General features: G+C 70.5%; 15 protein-coding genes and 1 pseudogene. 12 read left to right on the forward strand and 4 right to left on the reverse strand.

All coding sequences use genetic code 11. The annotated features are described in order from the left end of the window. Positions 1–62: 62 nt before the first annotated feature. Genes IAI58_RS13960 through IAI58_RS13975 form a run of 4 tightly spaced genes read left to right on the forward strand, consistent with a single transcriptional unit; the run spans position 63 to position 4,842 of the window. Complete coding sequence (locus tag IAI58_RS13960; protein WP_207445552.1) at positions 63–1,640, forward strand: ABC transporter substrate-binding protein; 1,578 nt, start codon at positions 63–65, stop codon at positions 1,638–1,640. After that, a complete protein-coding gene (locus IAI58_RS13965) occupies positions 1,637–2,161 on the forward strand; it encodes a GNAT family N-acetyltransferase (RefSeq protein WP_207445553.1) in 525 nt (174 codons plus the stop codon). The genes IAI58_RS13960 and IAI58_RS13965 overlap by 4 nt, the downstream gene beginning before the upstream one ends. Next, entirely contained in the window at positions 2,158–3,981 is a 1,824-nt protein-coding gene (locus tag IAI58_RS13970; protein WP_207445554.1) for a CocE/NonD family hydrolase, read from the forward strand. Before IAI58_RS13965 ends, IAI58_RS13970 begins: the two co-directional genes overlap by 4 nt. Positions 3,982–3,999: 18 nt before the next feature. Next, positions 4,000–4,842, forward strand: a complete 843-nt coding sequence (locus tag IAI58_RS13975) for a PhzF family phenazine biosynthesis protein (protein ID WP_207445555.1) — start codon at positions 4,000–4,002, stop codon at positions 4,840–4,842. A 3-nt stretch (positions 4,843–4,845) separates the two neighbouring features. Here IAI58_RS13975 and purU read toward each other — a convergent pair whose 3' ends face one another. Beyond that, on the reverse strand, positions 4,846–5,709 hold the full coding sequence (gene purU, locus IAI58_RS13980; RefSeq protein WP_207445556.1) for a formyltetrahydrofolate deformylase: 864 nt from the start codon (positions 5,707–5,709) through the stop codon (positions 4,846–4,848). Positions 5,710–5,809: 100 nt separating this feature from the next. On the opposite strand from purU, the gene IAI58_RS13985 reads away from it, so the two are divergent. After that, entirely contained in the window at positions 5,810–7,015 is a 1,206-nt protein-coding gene (locus tag IAI58_RS13985; RefSeq protein WP_207445557.1) for a TIGR03862 family flavoprotein, read from the forward strand. Here IAI58_RS13985 and IAI58_RS13990 read toward each other — a convergent pair whose 3' ends face one another. Both IAI58_RS13990 and IAI58_RS13995 read right to left on the reverse strand, forming a co-directional pair. Next, entirely contained in the window at positions 7,016–9,349 is a 2,334-nt protein-coding gene (locus IAI58_RS13990; RefSeq protein WP_207445558.1) for a mechanosensitive ion channel family protein, read from the reverse strand. Between the two features lie 53 nt (positions 9,350–9,402). Next, on the reverse strand, positions 9,403–10,533 hold the full coding sequence (locus IAI58_RS13995; protein ID WP_207445559.1) for a mechanosensitive ion channel family protein: 1,131 nt from the start codon (positions 10,531–10,533) through the stop codon (positions 9,403–9,405). A 151-nt stretch (positions 10,534–10,684) separates the two neighbouring features. On the opposite strand from IAI58_RS13995, the gene IAI58_RS14000 reads away from it, so the two are divergent. The 3 genes from IAI58_RS14000 (at position 10,685) to IAI58_RS14010 (ending at position 11,610) form a co-directional block, all read left to right on the forward strand. After that, positions 10,685–10,885 (forward strand): hypothetical protein, encoded by a 201-nt coding sequence (locus IAI58_RS14000; RefSeq protein WP_208775959.1) that lies wholly within the window; start codon positions 10,685–10,687, stop codon positions 10,883–10,885. Between the two features lie 66 nt (positions 10,886–10,951). Next, entirely contained in the window at positions 10,952–11,254 is a 303-nt protein-coding gene (locus IAI58_RS14005) for a hypothetical protein (RefSeq protein ID WP_207445561.1), read from the forward strand. Further along, positions 11,251–11,610, forward strand: coding sequence for a hypothetical protein (locus IAI58_RS14010; protein WP_207445562.1), 360 nt, complete (start codon positions 11,251–11,253; stop codon positions 11,608–11,610). Before IAI58_RS14005 ends, IAI58_RS14010 begins: the two co-directional genes overlap by 4 nt. A gap of 26 nt (positions 11,611–11,636) precedes the next feature. On the opposite strand, the gene IAI58_RS14015 is transcribed toward IAI58_RS14010, so the two are convergent. Beyond that, positions 11,637–12,050 carry a rhodanese-like domain-containing protein gene (locus tag IAI58_RS14015; RefSeq protein WP_207445563.1) on the reverse strand — a complete coding sequence of 138 codons (414 nt, stop codon included), beginning with the start codon at positions 12,048–12,050 and terminating at the stop codon, positions 11,637–11,639. A 189-nt stretch (positions 12,051–12,239) separates the two neighbouring features. On the opposite strand from IAI58_RS14015, the gene IAI58_RS14020 reads away from it, so the two are divergent. The 4 genes and pseudogenes from IAI58_RS14020 to IAI58_RS14035 all read left to right on the forward strand — a co-directional run bounded on the left by IAI58_RS14020 (position 12,240) and on the right by IAI58_RS14035 (position 15,867). Beyond that, on the forward strand, positions 12,240–13,382 hold the full coding sequence (locus IAI58_RS14020; protein ID WP_237182856.1) for an MFS transporter: 1,143 nt from the start codon (positions 12,240–12,242) through the stop codon (positions 13,380–13,382). 4 nt (positions 13,383–13,386) lie between these two features. Beyond that, positions 13,387–14,052, forward strand: a pseudogene (gene parA, locus IAI58_RS14025) (ParA family partition ATPase); the annotation flags it as partial. Between the two features lie 5 nt (positions 14,053–14,057). After that, a complete protein-coding gene (locus tag IAI58_RS14030) occupies positions 14,058–14,501 on the forward strand; it encodes a GNAT family N-acetyltransferase (RefSeq protein ID WP_207445565.1) in 444 nt (147 codons plus the stop codon). 94 nt (positions 14,502–14,595) lie between these two features. Next, positions 14,596–15,867 carry an MFS transporter gene (locus IAI58_RS14035; protein WP_207445566.1) on the forward strand — a complete coding sequence of 424 codons (1,272 nt, stop codon included), beginning with the start codon at positions 14,596–14,598 and terminating at the stop codon, positions 15,865–15,867. The last annotated feature ends 2 nt before the right edge of the window (positions 15,868–15,869 follow it).

A 15,869-nucleotide genomic window follows, 5' to 3' on the forward strand; every position in this document is an offset into this window, starting at 1 on the left:
TTTCATTACGGCGCCAATCAGGTCTAGCGTGACGTTCCGCTGCCGCTCCGAGGCCCCGCCCCATGCGCCTGAACGCCCTGCTGACCGCCGGCCTGCTGACCGCCACCGCCCTGGCCCCCGCCCTGGCCCAGCCAGGGGACGAGGCTCGTGTCGGCCTGCAGACCGAGAGTTCCTCGATCGATCCGCATTTCGCGCTGGTGGGCGCCAACCAGACAGTGGCGCAGCATATCTTTGACCCGCTGCTGCAATCCGACCGCAACCTGCGCCCCGTCCCCGGCCTGACCAGCGTGACGAATCCGGAGCCCGACATCTGGGAATTCAGGATCCGTGAGGGCGCGCGCTTCCAGGACGGCACGCCCGTCACCGCCGAGGATATCCTCTTCTCGCTGGAGCGGATGCCGAAGGTGCCGAACAGCCCCGCACCCTTCATCCGCATGCAGTCGGCGGTGGTGGAGACGCAGGTGGTGGACGGGCGCACCATCCGCCTGCGCTCCCGCGGCCCGGACCCTTCCGTCATCCTGAATGCCATGACGGCCTATGTGGTGCCGCGGCATGTGGCGAAGGACGCGACCACCGCGGATTTCAACAGCGGTAAGGCCGCCATCGGTTCCGGCCCCTGGCGCTTCCGGCAATGGCAGCCCGGCACCGGCATCATGCTGGAGCGGAACGACGACTACTGGGGGGAGAAGCCCGCCTTCGCCCGCGCCACGCTGCGCTCCGTCGCCAATGACGCGGCGCGGCTGGCGGCGCTGCTGGCGGGCGACCTGGACCTGATCGATGCCGTGCCGCCTTCCGAGGTCGCGCGCCTGCGCGGCAACAAGGCGCTGGGCGTCTCCTCCGCCCCCTCCTCCCGCATGATCTATCTGGCGCTGGACCAGTCGGGCGATACCACAAACTTTGTCGCCGGCAAGGACGGCCAGCCACTGCCGCGGAACCCGCTGCGCGACGCGCGGGTGCGGCAGGCGCTTTCCATCGGCATCAACCGGCAGGCGATCGTTGAGCGCGTGCTCTCCGGCGCGTCCCGCCCCTCCGGGCAACTGGCGGTGGAAGGACAGATCGGCTACGCGCCGGACCTCGCCTCCCCCGCCCATGACGCCGATCTCGCGAAGCGACTGCTGGCAGAGGCGGGCTTCCCCAACGGCTTCCGCATCACCCTGCATTCTCCGAACAACCGCTATATCGAGGACGACAAGACCGCCCAGGCCGTGGCGCAGTTCTGGACGCGCATCGGCATCGAGACGCGGGTGGAGGTCATGCCCTCCAACGTCTTCTTCACCCGCGCGGGGCGGCGGGAATTCTCGGCCTTCCTGATCGGCTTCGGCCATACCACGGGTGATTCCTGGCTCGGGCTTTCCCAGGTGCTGCACAGCTTCGACCAGGCACGCGGGCTGGGCGGCCTGAATCGCGGCCGCTTCAGCAGCCCGCGCTTCGATGCGCTGATCGGCCAGGCCCGCACCGTGACCGACCCCGAACAGCGCGGCGCGCTGCTACGGCAGGCACAGGCTGTCGCCTTCCAGGAGGAGGCCGCGATCATTCCGCTGCATGTGCCGAACAACACCTGGGCGCATCGCGCGGGCCTCTCCTACGAAGCAGGACTGGACGAGAACACCCTGACACAGAACCTCCACAGAGCGCCGTGACCGCAGCCACCATCCGCATCCTCTCCGCCGGTGATGCCGGCGGATTCCGCAGGATCCGCCTTGAAGCTCTGGAGCTGCATCCTGAGGCCTTCGGTGCCAGCTATGCCGAGAATCTGCCGCGCGACGAGGCTTGGTTCGCCGCCATGCTGGCGGACAGCACCGTCTTCGCGGCGGAGGAGGATGGAAGGCTGGTCGGCACCGCCGCCTTCTCCCGCCTGCCGGGAGAGAAATCGCGGCACAAGGCGGTCATGTGGGCCGTCTATGTCGATCAGGGCCATCGCGGGCGGCATCTGGGCGGGCGTCTGGTCCAGGCGGTGATCGACCATGCCCGGCACCAGGTGCGCGTGCTGCAATGCGCCGTATCGGTCGAGAACAGCGCCGCGAGGGATCTCTATCTGCGTCTCGGCTTCACCCGCTATGGCACGGAGCGCCGCGCGCTCTGCGTCGATGGCCGCTTCCTGGACGAGGACCTCCTGGACATCATGTTCGACGACGGCGACATCGCGAAAGGCCATCCATGAACCGCACCGAATACATGGTCCCCTGCCGTGATGGCGTGCGGCTGGCCACCGATGTCTATCTGCCGGAAGGCGAAGGCCCCTACCCCGCCATCCTGGAGCGCACGCCCTATGGCAAGCGCGAGGTCTCCCGATCCGAGCGCACCGCCGCCGACCCGAGGCCCGCGAAGCGCGAGGCCATCGCCCAGTATTTCGCCGCGCATGGCTATGCCGTGGTCTATCAGGACTGCCGGGGCCGCTACGGCAGCGAAGGCGAATTCGTGAAATACCTCGCGGATGGCGAGGACGGCTACGACTGCTGTGCCTGGATCGTGCAGCAGCCCTGGTGCAATGGCCGTATCGGCACCATGGGGCTGAGCTATGCCGCGCATACCCAGGCCAGCCTGGGCTGCCTGAACCCGCCGGGGCTGGCGGCGCAGGTGCTGGATTCCGGCGGCTTCTCCGATGCCTGGAATGGCGGCATCCGCCGGGGCGGCGCCTTCGAGCTGAAGCAGGCGACCTGGGCCTTCAACCAGGGCAGGCTGGCGCCGGAAACCCGCGCCGACCCCGTGCGCGCCGCCGCCTTCGAGGGCGAGGACCTGCATGCCTGGTTCGCCCGCTGGCCCTGGAAGCCCGGCCATTCCCCCGTGCGCCACGCGCCGGACTACGAGAGTTACCTCTTCGAGCAATGGACCGAGGGCGCCTTCGGTCCCTTCTGGCAGAAGCTGGGCATCTACGCGAAGGGCTGGCACGATCGCTATGCCGATGTGCCGATGGTGCACATGTCCTCCTGGTACGACCCTTATCCTCGCACGGCGGTGGAGAATTACACCGGGCTGCGCGATGCCGGGCGCGGCCACCCCTATCTGATCCTCGGCCCCTGGACACATGGCAACCGCAGCCAGACCGCCTTCGGCGAGGTGGAGTTCGGCCCCGATGCCACGGTGGATTCCTGGGCCGGCGACTGGCGCGCCTTCCGGCTCCGCTTCTTCGACCGCTGGCTGAAGGGCATCGGCAACGGCGCCGAGGACGACCCGCGCGTGCGCGTCTTCGTCATGGGCGGCGGCTCCGGCCGCAGGAATGCCGCGGGCCTGCTGGAACATGGCGGCTACTGGCGTAGCGCCGCCGACTGGCCGCTGCCGGGCACGCGGTTCTCCGCCTTCCACCTGCATGCTGATGGCGGGCTGCGGCAAGCCGCGCCGGAGTCCGGTGCCGCGCCCATCTCCTGGACCTCCGATCCCGCGAAGCCCGTGCCGACGGTGGGCGGCGCCATCACCTCGATGGAGCCGCTGATCCCCGGCGGTCCATACGACCAGCGGGAGCGCGAAGGCATGTATGCCCATTCCGCGCCCTATCTGCCGCTGGCCTCCCGCCCGGATGTGGTGGTCTTCCAGACCGAACCGCTGGCCGGGGATCTGGAGGTGATCGGCCCGGTCGTGGCGCATCTCTGGATGTCCAGCGATGCACCCGATACGGACATCACAGCCAAGCTGGTCGATGTCTATCCGCCCAGTGCCGATTACCCGCAGGGCTTCGCCATGAACCTGACGGAAGGCGTCCTGCGCCTGCGCTACCGTGATAACCCGTCGGAGCCGAAGATGCTGGAACCTGGGGTGCCGGTGCGGATCACGGTGGAGCTTTTCCCCACCGCCAATCTCTTCAAGGCCGGGCACTGCATCCGGCTGGACATCGCCTCAAGCGAGTTCCCGCACTACGATATCAACCCGCAGACCGGGGAGCCGGAAGGCGCGTGGCAGACGATGCGCGTGGCGCGCAACACGGTTTTCGTGGATGCCGCGCGGCCGTCGCGGCTGGTGCTGCCGGTGCTGCCGGTGCTTGGCTGAACAGGGAACAAACACGGCATGGCAACCTATTCCTTCCAGCAGGTGGACGTGTTCTCCGCCACCGCACTCAAGGGCAACCCCGTCGCGGTGGTGCTGGGCGCGGACGGGCTGTCCGACGCGCAGATGGCCGCCTTCGCCAACTGGACCAACCTCAGCGAGACCACCTTCCTGCTGAAGCCGACGGTACCAGGCGCGGACTACCGCCTGCGCATCTTCACGCCGCGCCGGGAGCTGCCCTTCGCCGGGCACCCGACGCTGGGCAGCTGCCACGCCTGGCTCGCCGCCGGCGGCGTCCCGGCTGGTGCCGAGGTGGTGCAGGAATGCGGCGTCGGCCTGGTACGCGTCCGGCGCGACGGCGGTCGCCTTTCCTTTCTCGCCCCGCCGCTGCGGCGCTCCGGCCCGTTGGAAGCGGATGTGCAGGCCGGCATCGCGCGCGGGCTGGGGATCGCGCCCGAGGCGATCGTGGCAGGGCAGTGGGTCGATAACGGGCCGGGCTGGGCCGCCGTGCTGCTGCGCTCCCGCGCCGAGGTGCTGGCGCTGCGGCCGGAACCCGCCGCCATGCCAGGCGTGCCGCTGGGCGTGGTGGCGCCCTGGGACCCGGCGAAGGATGGCACGGACGCGCAGTTCGAGGTGCGCGCCTTCGTCTCCGGCCTCGGCATAGCGGAGGACCCGGTGACGGGCAGCCTGAATGCCGGCCTGGCGCAGTGGCTGATCGGCGCCGGCCTGGCGCCCGCCGCCTACGTGGCCAGCCAGGGCACCGCGCTGGGCCGGGAAGGCCGCGTCTTCGTGCAGCAGGCCGGCGACGAGATCTGGGTCGGCGGCGACGCCGTGACCTGCATCTCCGGCCACGTCACCCTCTGAGGTTCAGAACACGACGGTCTTGTTGCCGTTCAGGATGATGCGGTCATCCAGGAACAGCCCGATGGCCCGTGCCAGCACGCGCCGCTCGATGTCGCGGCCCTTGCGGATCAGGTTGTCGGGCGTGTCGGCATGGGTGATGCGCTCCACGTCCTGCTCGATGATCGGGCCTTCATCCAGGTCGGCGGTCACGAAATGCGCCGTGGCGCCGATCAGCTTCACGCCGCGCGCATGGGCCTGGTGATAGGGACGCGCGCCCTTGAAGCCCGGCAGGAAGGAATGGTGGATATTGATGCAGCGGCCCGGCAGCTTCGCCGCCAGCCCGTCCGAGAGCACCTGCATGTAGCGCGCCAGCACCATCAGGTCCGCGCGGCTCTCCTGGAACAGGCGCCACATCTCCGCTTCCTGCTCCATCTTGGTGGCGCGCGTCACCGGGAGGTGGTGGAAGGGGATCTCCGCGAAATCCAGGTGGGCGTAGGTCTCGCGCGGGTGGTTGGCGATGATGCCGGCGATCTCCATCGGCATCTCGCCCGTGCGCCAGCGGTAGAGCAGGTCGGCCAGACAATGGTCGAACTTGGAAACCAGCAGCATGACACGCCGCTTCACCGAGCGGTCGCGCAGCGTCCAGCCCATGCCGAAGCGGGTGCCGACGGCGCCGATCGCTTCCCGCAGCATGGCCTCGGTGGTGGCGGGCGCCACATCGAAGACCACGCGCATGAAGAAGCGGCCAGTGGTGATGTCGTCGAACTGCTGCGCCTCGCGGATGTCGCCGCCGGCCTCGAACAGCGCGCCGGCCACGGCGGCGACGATGCCGGGGCGGTTGGCGCAGTTCAGGGTCAGGACATAGGAGGCGTGCGGGGCTTCGGTCATCTCGCGTCTCGGGTTGTATGGCCGCAGGGGGTAGGCCCTGGCGGCAGCCATGCCAAGGCGTGAAATTCCATAATCCGGTATTCCCGGTCATAAGGGCCCGGTGCAGACCGAACCTCCTTTCGTCGCCGTGCTCGGCGCCGGCCCCGCCGGGCTGATGGCGGCCGAGACCATCGCCGCCGCCGGCCACCCCGTGCGCGTCTTCGAGCGCATGCCCTCCCCGGCCCGCAAATTCCTGATGGCCGGGCGCGGCGGGCTGAACCTGACCCATTCCGAGCCGCTGGAAGCCTTCCTGGCCCGCTATGCCGAGGCGGCGCCGCATCTCGCCCCCGCCATCCGTGCCTTTCCCCCCGCCGCGCTGATCGCCTGGACCGAGGGGCTGGGGCAGGAGGTCTTCACTGGCAGCTCCGGCCGCGTCTTTCCCCGCGCCCTGAAGGCCTCGCCCCTGCTGCGCGCCTGGCTGGCGCGGCTGCAAAGCCAGGGCGTGCAGGTGCTGACCCGGCATGAATGGCTGGGTTTTACCGGTGACGGCGCGCTGCGGATCGGGGCGCCGGCGGGCGAGCAGCAGTTCCGGCCGCTGGCCACGGTGCTGGCGCTGGGCGGTGCTTCCTGGCCAAGGCTGGGGGCGGATGGCAGATGGGTGGCGCGTCTGCCGGGCCCGCGCATCGCACCCTTCCGCCCCGCCAATATGGGCTTCCGCATCAACTGGTCGCCGGTCTTCCGGGACCGGTACGAGGGCACGCCGCTGAAGCGCATCGCCCTCAGCTTCGCCGGCCGCACCGTGCGCGGCGAGGCCATGGTGACGGCGCAGGGGATCGAGGGGGGCGCGGTCTATGCCCTCTCCGCCCCGCTGCGGGATGCCATCGCCGCGCAGGGTTCCGCCACGCTGCTGCTGGACCTGCGGCCGGACCTGGATGCCGCTGCCCTCGCGGCCCGGCTTGATGCGCCGCGCCGGGGCCAGTCGCTCTCCACCTTCCTGCGGAAGGTGGCGGGGCTGCCGCCCGTGGCCATCGGGCTGGTGCAGGAGGCGCTGCATGCCGGCGCCACGGCCCCGCTGTCGGCACTGGTGAAGGCGCTGCCCCTGCGGCTGGAGGCGCCGCAAGGGCTGGACCGCGCCATTTCCTCCGCCGGCGGGCTGGGGCTGGAGGAGCTGGACGCGCAGTTCATGCTGCGCGCCCATCCCGGAATTTTCGCCGCCGGGGAGATGCTGGACTGGGAAGCCCCCACCGGCGGCTATCTGTTGCAGGCCTGCTTCGCCACCGGCCGCGCCGCCGGGCAGGGCGTGACGCGGTGGCTCGCGGGGCGCTGATCAGGCGCCGATATCGGCCTCCATCTCCTTCAGTGTCTGCGGCGGCAGGACCAGCGACGGGCGCGGCGGCGTCAGCGCGATGCCTTCCTTGTCGAAGCGCTGCTTCAGCCGCAGGTTGAAGGCGCGGCCCACGCCCCACTGCTTCAGGGCCCGCGTCTTCAGCCCGCCCATGATGGTGATGCCCTCCGGCGTGAACTGGTCCACGCCCCAGATCTCCAGCCCCGTCAGCATATCCGCGCTGAAGGCGGGATCGTCGCGCAGGCTCTGGCCGACTTCCCTCATCACCTCCATCACCCGGTCAAGATTGGCGTCGTAGCCCACCACGACCTTGACCGTGTAGACGCCGAGGCCGCGCGAGCGGTTCTTCAGCGCCTTGATCTGGCTGAAGGGGATCGTGTGCAGCGCGCCGTCGCCATCGCGGATCCGCACGGTGCGGATGGTCACGCTCTCCACCGTGCCGTTGCGGTCGCCGGTATCGATGGTGTCACCGACGGCGATGGTGTCCTCGAAGAGCATGAAGAGGCCGGTGATGACGTCCTGCACCAGCTGCTGCGAGCCGAAGGACAGCGCCAGGCCGAAGACCGAGACACCGGCCAGCAGCGGCGTGACGTTCAGGCCGAGATTGCTGAGCACCGCGATGATGGTGAGCACGATGAGCAGCACGAAGGCGAAGTTCCGCAGCAGCGGCAGCAGCGTGCGCGCGCGGGTGCTGTGGTCGCGGGCGCGGCCGGTATTCTCCTTCGGCAGCAGGGCATAATCCACCACGCTGTCCAGCGTGATCCAGATCAGCCAGCCCACCATCAGCACCATGGCGATGGAGAAGATCGGCCGGATGATGGCCAGGCCGATGCCGCTGCCGAACCAGAGCAGCAGGTCGAAGCCCCAGATACGGAGCGCCACCACCAGGATGACGACCGTGGCGACGAAGCGCAGCGACTGCCGCGCCAGGCCCAGGTACCGCCAGGTCAGCCGCCGGGCCAGGCTGCTCCTTCCGCCCTGCATGGCCGCCGCCAGCCGGGCCAGGCCGCCGGACATGGCATAGGTCACGGCCATGATCACGGCGATGGCCGCCAGCGTGATCATGGTCCGCCCGATAAAGGAGCCGCCGCCCACCCCCAGCAGGCGGGAGATCAGGTGGCCCACCACGATCAGCAGCCCCAGCAGGTACCACTTGGTCGCCAGATGGTGGCCGACGACCTTGTGCAGCTTGGCATCCGGCGCCTGCGCCTGGCGCGTGTGGCTCAGCAGGTGCTGCACGCCCCGCCGGTGGCGGATGATGAAGAGGATGGCGACGATGCCCAGCGTCAGGTCGATCAGAAAGGTCAGAATCGCCGCGACGTCCCAGCCCAGCGTCCAGCGCAGTTCCGGCGCCCGCAGCATGGTGCTGGCGGTGGAGAGCGTGGCCAGCGCACCCAGCCACGGCAGCACCCGCCGCTCGGCGTAGGAGACGATATGCCAGCCACGCACCGGGCCCAGCAGGAAGAGCAGCGGCCCGCCCAGGCGCATTACCAGGCTGCCGACCAGGAAGGGGATGGCCACGGCCAGCAGCAGCCGGGCACTGTCGCCCGAGCGCGGCATCAGGGCAGGCCAGGCCAGGATCACCGCCGCCGCCGGCAGCCAGGGCACCAATCGGCGGATCGCGTCCAGCCCCGCATTCCGCCAGAGATGCGCGCGGCGGCTGGGATGGAAGCGGAAGCCTCGCGGCAGCGGCCGCAGCCAGGGCAGCATGCGCAGCCCGTAGAGCAGCAGCAGCGCCAGCCCCCAGCCGGTGGCGGCCCAGACCAGGAACCCGCCCACCGCGCCGCTGCTGAAGGCGGTATCCAGCCTCGACCGGGCCTGGGTGACGGCGGCCTGCATCCGGGCGGGGATGGAACCGCTCGTCACCTGCTCCCGCACGGTCTGGCCGACATCGGTCAGGCCCACCGCCACGGCGCCGAGCAGGCCTCCCTCAGGCGGCACCTCGGGCTTGGCCTCATCCGTGGCAGGCGCCGCCGGAGCCGTGCCGCCGGCCGGAACCGCGCCGTCAGCGGCGGTGCCAGCCGGCGCCGGGGCATCGGCCGGGGTCGCCGCGGGGCCGCGCGCGGCGAGGCCGGCACGCAGCTGCTCCAGCTCCGCCACGAAGGCGGCGCGGCTGCTGTCGTTCCGCAGCGTGGCCAGAAGGGCATCCAGCGCCGCCAGCGTATCCGGCGTGGTGTGTGCCGGCGCCGGTGCCGGGACGGCCGGCGCTGCGGGGGCCGGGTCCGGTTGCGCCAGCGCCGGCGGAACCAGCCCGCCTGCCAGCAGCGAGAAGACCAGGAGCAGTGGCACGCTCAGGGTTCGGAAAAGGCCGGGCACGGAGCATCCTTCAATTCGGGGGCGGCGGCTTTTAACACGCCGGGGGCGGTGGCTTACACCACGCGCTCCGCCGCCCCGGCATGCTCCAGGCCGAAGCGCTCCTCCCGCCGCCCTTCGATCTCGGCACGGCCACGCGGCAGAGCCGAGGGATATTCGGCCTGCAGGAAGGCGATCATCTTCTCCCGCACCTCGCAGCGGATGTCGAAGGTGCGGCCGGCATTGCTGGCGCTGACCAGCATGCGGATCTCCATGGTGTCGGATTTCAGGTCGGTGACCTGCATGTTCACCACGCGCTTGTCCCAGAGCGGGGAGGCGCCGGCGATCTCCTCCAGCTTCCGGCGCATCACCACCACGGGGGCGGTGTAGTCCACATAGATATAGGCGGTGCCGATCAGGCTGGCGCTCTCGCGTGTCCAGTTCTGGAAGGGGTTCTCGATGAAATAGCTCAAGGGCAGCACCATCCGCCGCCAGTCCCAGAGCCGCACGACGACATAGGTGGCGGTGATCTCCTCCACATTGCCCCATTCACCCTCGACGATCACCGCGTCCTCCAGCCGGATCGGCTGCGTGACCGCCAACTGGATGCCGGCGAACAGGTTCTTCAGGACAGGCTGCAACGCCAGGCCGACGACGATACCGGCGGCACCGGCCGAGGCGAGCAGGCTGACGCCGTATTGCCGCACCCCCTCGAAGGTCATCAGCGCGGCGGAGACGGTGATCAGGACGATCAGGATGCCCGCCACCCGCTGCAGGATGCGGGACTGCGTGGTGTGCTTGCGGGCGAGGAGGTTGTCCTCCGAATCCAGCTTGAACCGGCGCAGGTAGATGGTGGTCCAGATGTGCAGCACTGTCATCGCCACCCATCCCACAAGGGCGATGAAGCAGACCTGCAGCACATGGCGGAGCAGGGCCGCCTCGCCCGGGTTCAGGGGCGCGACGGCCGCGCCGAAGCCCAGGCAGACGATGATCAGCGCCAGCCGGATCAGCCCGCGCGTCCGCTGCACCAGCGAGCGCCAGAACAGCTGCCGCTCGCTGACCAGGCGCGTAGCCAGGCGGAACAGGAACCGGTGCGCCGCCAGCGCGACGCCGATGGCCGCCGCCAGGACAAGGATATTCACGGCCCAGTCCGGCATCCACGCCATGGACGCGACGATACGGCGGCCGGTGATGGCTGCATTCTCCAAGGACTTTCCCCCTCCAATTCTGCGGCGTGACCTCCCTTACGTGGAGGTTAATGCCTCATCTCCGGGGGCGTTGCTTCCCGGTGGATGCCGTCCATCCGGCAACCAGGGCCGTCAGAGGGCATTCAGAGGGGGAAATCTTGAGGTGTTCACCATGTCCTCCGCCCATCTCCAGGTGCCGATCTCACCTGATATGCCGCCCGAGCCGATGCCGCCGGTGCCTCCGCCCCCGCCGGGCCCGGACCTGCCGGATATTCCGGTGGACGACCCGCCCGGCCCGCTGGAGCCCAACCCCGACGAGACGGATACGCCCCCGGTTGGCGAGCCTCCGGCGGATCGGCCGATGCGGATGTAGCCTGACGCAGACAGGTGCATTCTTTTCTTGTTCTTAGTTTGTTCATGGTTGTAGAACCGGTGGGCCATGTTGTCCGCCGTCCTCACCTCTGCCCGTGAGAGCCTGCTGGAAACCAGCCTGTCCCGCCTGCTGGGCTGGGATCTCGCCGCGCGGTGCCTTGATCCGTGCTGCCCTCCCAACCGGCCCATCCCGGTGCAGGAGATCCTGGTCGCCCAGGGTGATGTGACACTGGCGCACAGCTTTCCCCGGCTGCGCTGTTCCGCCTGCGGCGGCGCGGCGGTGGGGATGGCGCTGCAACGGAAGCTGCCGGGGGGCACCGTCTCCCGGCGGCTGCTCACCCGACCCTCCCTCCCCCAGGATATGTCATGAGCACGAGCATCTCTCTCCGGCCCGTCCCCGGGCGGCCCATCATCGTCGATGCGGGCAGGATCGCCCTGGAGCGTATCGAGAAGCTGATCGAGACCGGTGGCTCCCCCGAGCGCGTGGCGCGTGAGGTCGAGACCATCATCACCGTCTGGCGGATGGAGGCGATCCGCCAGCCCGATGAGGTGCGGGAGCGTCTGGCGGCCTGCTGCGACCACCTCGGCGCCGGCGTGCACGCCGCCCGCGGGCGAGTCGGGGCGGTCGATGTCAGCGACAGCGCCGCCCTGCGGCATGGCGCGCGCTCCCTGGCCGCGATGATCGCGGCGCGCGACACCATGAGCAGCGCCTATGAGGTGATCTGACGCCTAAGGAAATCTGATGGCGTCGCTCAGCGCTGGCGCCAGGGCAGCCCCTCGGCCTTCCAGCCCGCCACGCTGCCGCGATGCCCCTCGGCATCCGGCGGTCCCTCGAAGCCATTCATGACGTTGTAGGAATTCGGGAATCCGGCCGCCTGCGCCGCCTGCCCCGCCGCCATGCTGCGGACCCCGGAGCGGCAGAGAAAGTAGAGCTTGCTCTCCGGTGTGGCGCCGGCCTTGGCCAGATGCTCGGCGAAGGCGCCGTTCACTTGCATGGTCGGATAGACCTGCCAGGGGATCAGCACGGGCTGCTTGCCGGCTTCGCCCAGGTCGGGGATGCCGACGAAATTCCATTCCGCGTCCGTCCGCACATCGACCAGAACGGCATCGGGGTCGGTACGCAGCGCCTCCCAGGCGTCTCGGGGGGTGACGTCTTCGACGCTCATGGCGTTTCTCCTGGTAAGTTCCGGGGCGCCGGAGTTTGGGCATGTTGCGCCGTGCCGTCCAGCCATCGGCCAGCCGCCATGCGGCAGCCTCTCTTGCGCCGCAGCAAAGACGGGTGCAAGCCTGGGCTTCTCAGCATTGCCGGGAGTGCTCCGATCTCCTCTTCCTCTTGCAGGCCGGGCATCGGCCGGGTGCCGGTGCTGGCCGCCGCCTCCTTCGCGACCTCCACCCAGTCCTTCGTCTATGCCGGCCTGCTGAACGAACTGGCACAGGACCTCCAGATCCCCCTCTCCCAGGCCGGGCAGCTCGGCACCGGCTTCGCCCTGGCCTTCGGGCTTTCCGCCATTCCCATGGCGGCGCTCTGCGCCCGGGTGCCCCGCCGGCGGCTGATCGTCATGGCGCTGGCCGCCATGGCGCTGCTCAACCTCGGGATGGTGCTGGCGCCCAGCTTCCCCGTCCTTCTGGGCCTGCGGCTGCTCTGCGGCGTGGCGGCGGCGGTGGTGGTACCCTCGGCCGCTGCCGCGGCAACCCGGCTGGTGCCGCCGGAGCAGCGGGCACGCGCCCTTGCGCTGGTGATCGGCGGCACTACCGCGGCCTTCCTGCTGGGCATCCCCATGGGCTCGGTCGCCGGGGCGGTCTTCGGCTGGCATGGCGCCTTCGGCCTGGCCTGCCTGCTCTGCGCCATCAGCGCCGTCACCATCCGCTTCGCATTGCCGGAGGTGCCGGGCGAGGGCAGCGGCGGCGGCAGCCTGGCGGTGCTGCGCCGGCGCGGCGTGCTGCCGATGATGGGGCTCGCCTATCTCTGCTTCACCGGCTCCTTCAGCACCTCCGCCTATATCGGACCGGCGGTGAATGCGGTCAGCGGCCTCTCCGGCGGCGCGGTGGGGCTGATGCAGGCGCTTTCGGGCGTCGCCTCCATCATCGGGCTGCCGATCGGCACGCGGCTCTACGAGAAGCATGGCATCCGTGCGGCGCGTCTGATGCCCGCCATCATCGTCGCCGCGCAGCTTCTGCAGGCAGCGCTGCTCTATGGCTTCCTGCGGGACAGCATCCTCGTCATTCCCGTCCAGGCGCTGGCGCTGCTGGTCTCCTCCGCCGGGATCTTCGCCATCATGCCGATGGTGCAGACGCGGCTGGTGGCGCTGGCGCCGGATGCGCGCAGCGTGGTGATGGCGGCCAATGCTTCCGGCATCTATCTCGGCCAGGCCAGCGGCGCGGCGCTGGGTGGCCTCGCCATCGCCCTGGCCGGGCTGCCGGGGATGAGCATCGCCGGCGCGCTGATGGCCGGCTGCGCGCTGGTGCTGGCCGTGCAGGTCGCGCGTAGGGCAGACTGAGCTCCGGGCCGGACGCATGGCCAGGGGGACGGACGGCATGGCATTCGTGGTGGCGGTGGCGCAGCGCAAGGGCGGCGCCGGTAAATCGACCCTGGCGGCGACCCTCGCCACCACCCTGGCAGCCGAGGGGCGGCGCGTGGCGCTGCTGGATACCGACCCGCAGAAGACCCTCGCCCGCTGGTGGTCGGAACGCGCCTCGGCCGGCCCCCGCGCCCGCCCGATGAGCTTCGAGGACCCTTCCGGCTGGCGCCTCACCAGCACCATCGAGCGCATGGGACGCGCGCATGACGTGGTGGTGCTGGATACGCCACCCCATGCCGATACCGATGCCCGCATCGCCATCCGCGCGGCGGATGTCGTGCTGGTGCCCCTGCAGCCCTCCCCGGCCGATCTCTGGGCCATGGAAGGCACCCTGGCCCTGGCGAAGGAAGAGCGGCGCCCCGCCGTGCTGGTGCTGAACCGCGTGCCGAGCAATGGCCGGCTGCGGGAGCAGATCGCGAAGGAGCTGCAGCGGCGGGATCTGCCCTTGCTGGAACCCGGCCTGGGCAACCGCACCGCCTTCGCCAGCGCCTTCGCCCTGGGGCTGGGCGTGGTGGAAGGCGCCCCGCGCAGCACGGCGGCCGAGGAGGCCCGTGCCGTCACCGCCGCCGTGCTGGCGCTGCAAGGATAGGGCGCGTGGCATTCGAGTTGATCGAGGACCGCGCCAGCCCGGAGGCGGAGGCCGTGGGACGGAACCTCAGCGCCCATCGCGAGGCCGCGCTGGGCCGCGGGGTCGTCAGCCAGCCCGTCTGCCTGGTGCATCGCGGACCCGATGGCCGGCTGCTGGCCGGCCTGGTGGCGGAACTGGTGCTGGACTGGCTTTTCGTCGAGAGGTTCTGGGTGGATGACAGCCTGCGCGGCCAGGGCATCGGCGGCCGGATGCTGGCGCAGGCGGAGGCCGTGGCGCGGGCGCGCGGCGCGGCAGGCGTGCACCTGAATACCAGCAGCTTCCAGGCCCCCGGTTTCTATCGCCGCCAGGGCTATACCGAGCTGGGCTGCCTGGAAGGCAGGCCCGCAGGACACCGGCGCTACTGGTTCGCCAAACGCTTCGACGGCACGGACCCGCGCCCTCCTGGCTGAAACGGGACGCGAGAGTTCGAAAGCAGGCAGCGGAGTGCGGATGCCTCCGCCGCCGGCCAGCCTGGGCGGGTCCGCTTCCTGAGGATTCGCCACCGTGACGCCTGCCACCCCGCTGCCGCCGGCCTTCCGCCGCCTCGGCCATTCCAACCTCGCCGCGCAATTCTCCGAACAGATCGCCCTGGCCGCCGCGCCGCTGGTGGCCGTGCTGATGCTGGGGGCCGGCCCGGCCGAGGCCGGTTGGCTGCAGACGGCCCAGACCCTGCCCTTCCTTCTGCTCTCCCTGCCCGCCGGGGTGCTGGCCGACCGGGCCCGGCGCGCGCGGCTGATGGCGGTCGCGGAGATGCTGCGGGCCCTCTCCCTGCTGGCGATCCTGGCGCTGCTGCTGGCAGGCAGGCTGAGCCTGCCGGCGCTGGCCCTGCTCGGCGCGCTGGGGGCCATGGGCACCATGGCCTATGGCGTGGCGGCCCCGGCGCTGGTGCCCTCCCTGGTGCCCCGCGCGCATCTGGCGCAGGCGAACCGCTGGCTGGAACTCGCGCGCAGCGCCGCTTTCGCCGCCGGCCCGGCGCTGGGCGGCGTATTGGTGGGCTGGACCGGCGCGCCGATGGCCTATGTGCTGGCCCTGCTGCTGTCGCTTTTCGCCGCCTGGGCCCTGCTGTGGCTGCCCGAAGAGCCCCCACCCGTGGTCCAGCGCCGACACCCGCTGCGGGAGCTGGCGGAAGGTGCGCGCTTCGTCGCCACCCATCCGCTGCTGCGGCCGATCCTGCTGACGGCGGTCTTCTTCAATACCGCCTGGTTCATCCTGCAGGCCGTCTTCGTCGCCTATGCGCTGGAGGCCCTGGGCATGACCGCCACGGCGGTGGGGCTGACGCTCGGCGTCTACGGCGCGGGCATGGTGGCGGGCGCGGTGCTGGCCCCGCGCCTGCTGGCCCGCCTGCCCTTCGGCCGCCTGATCGCCATCGGGCCTGGCTGCGCGCTGCTGGCGGCCCTGCTGGTGCTGCTGACCATATGGCTGCCCTCCGGCCTGCTGGCGGCGGCCGGTTTCTTCCTGTTCGGCGCCGGGCCGGTGCTCTGGACCATCGCCACCACCACGCTGCGGCAGGCGGTGACGCCACAGGCCATGCTGGGGCGCGTCTCCGCCGTCATCATGACCGCTACCTTCGGCGCGCGGCCAGTGGGGGCGGCCATCGGTGCCCTTCTGGCCGGGAGTCTGGGGGTGGAGGCCAGCCTCCTCGCGGCGGCACTGGGCTTCGCGGTGCAGTTCCTGCTGATCACCGCATCCCCGGTGCCCAGGCTGCGGGCGCTGCCGCAGCCGCAGCCGCAGCCGCAGCCGCAGCCGCAGCCGCAGCCGCAGCCGCAGCCGGGCTGAGT

Source organism: Roseomonas marmotae (genome assembly GCF_017654485.1).
GTDB classification, from domain to species: domain Bacteria; phylum Pseudomonadota; class Alphaproteobacteria; order Acetobacterales; family Acetobacteraceae; genus Pseudoroseomonas; species Pseudoroseomonas marmotae.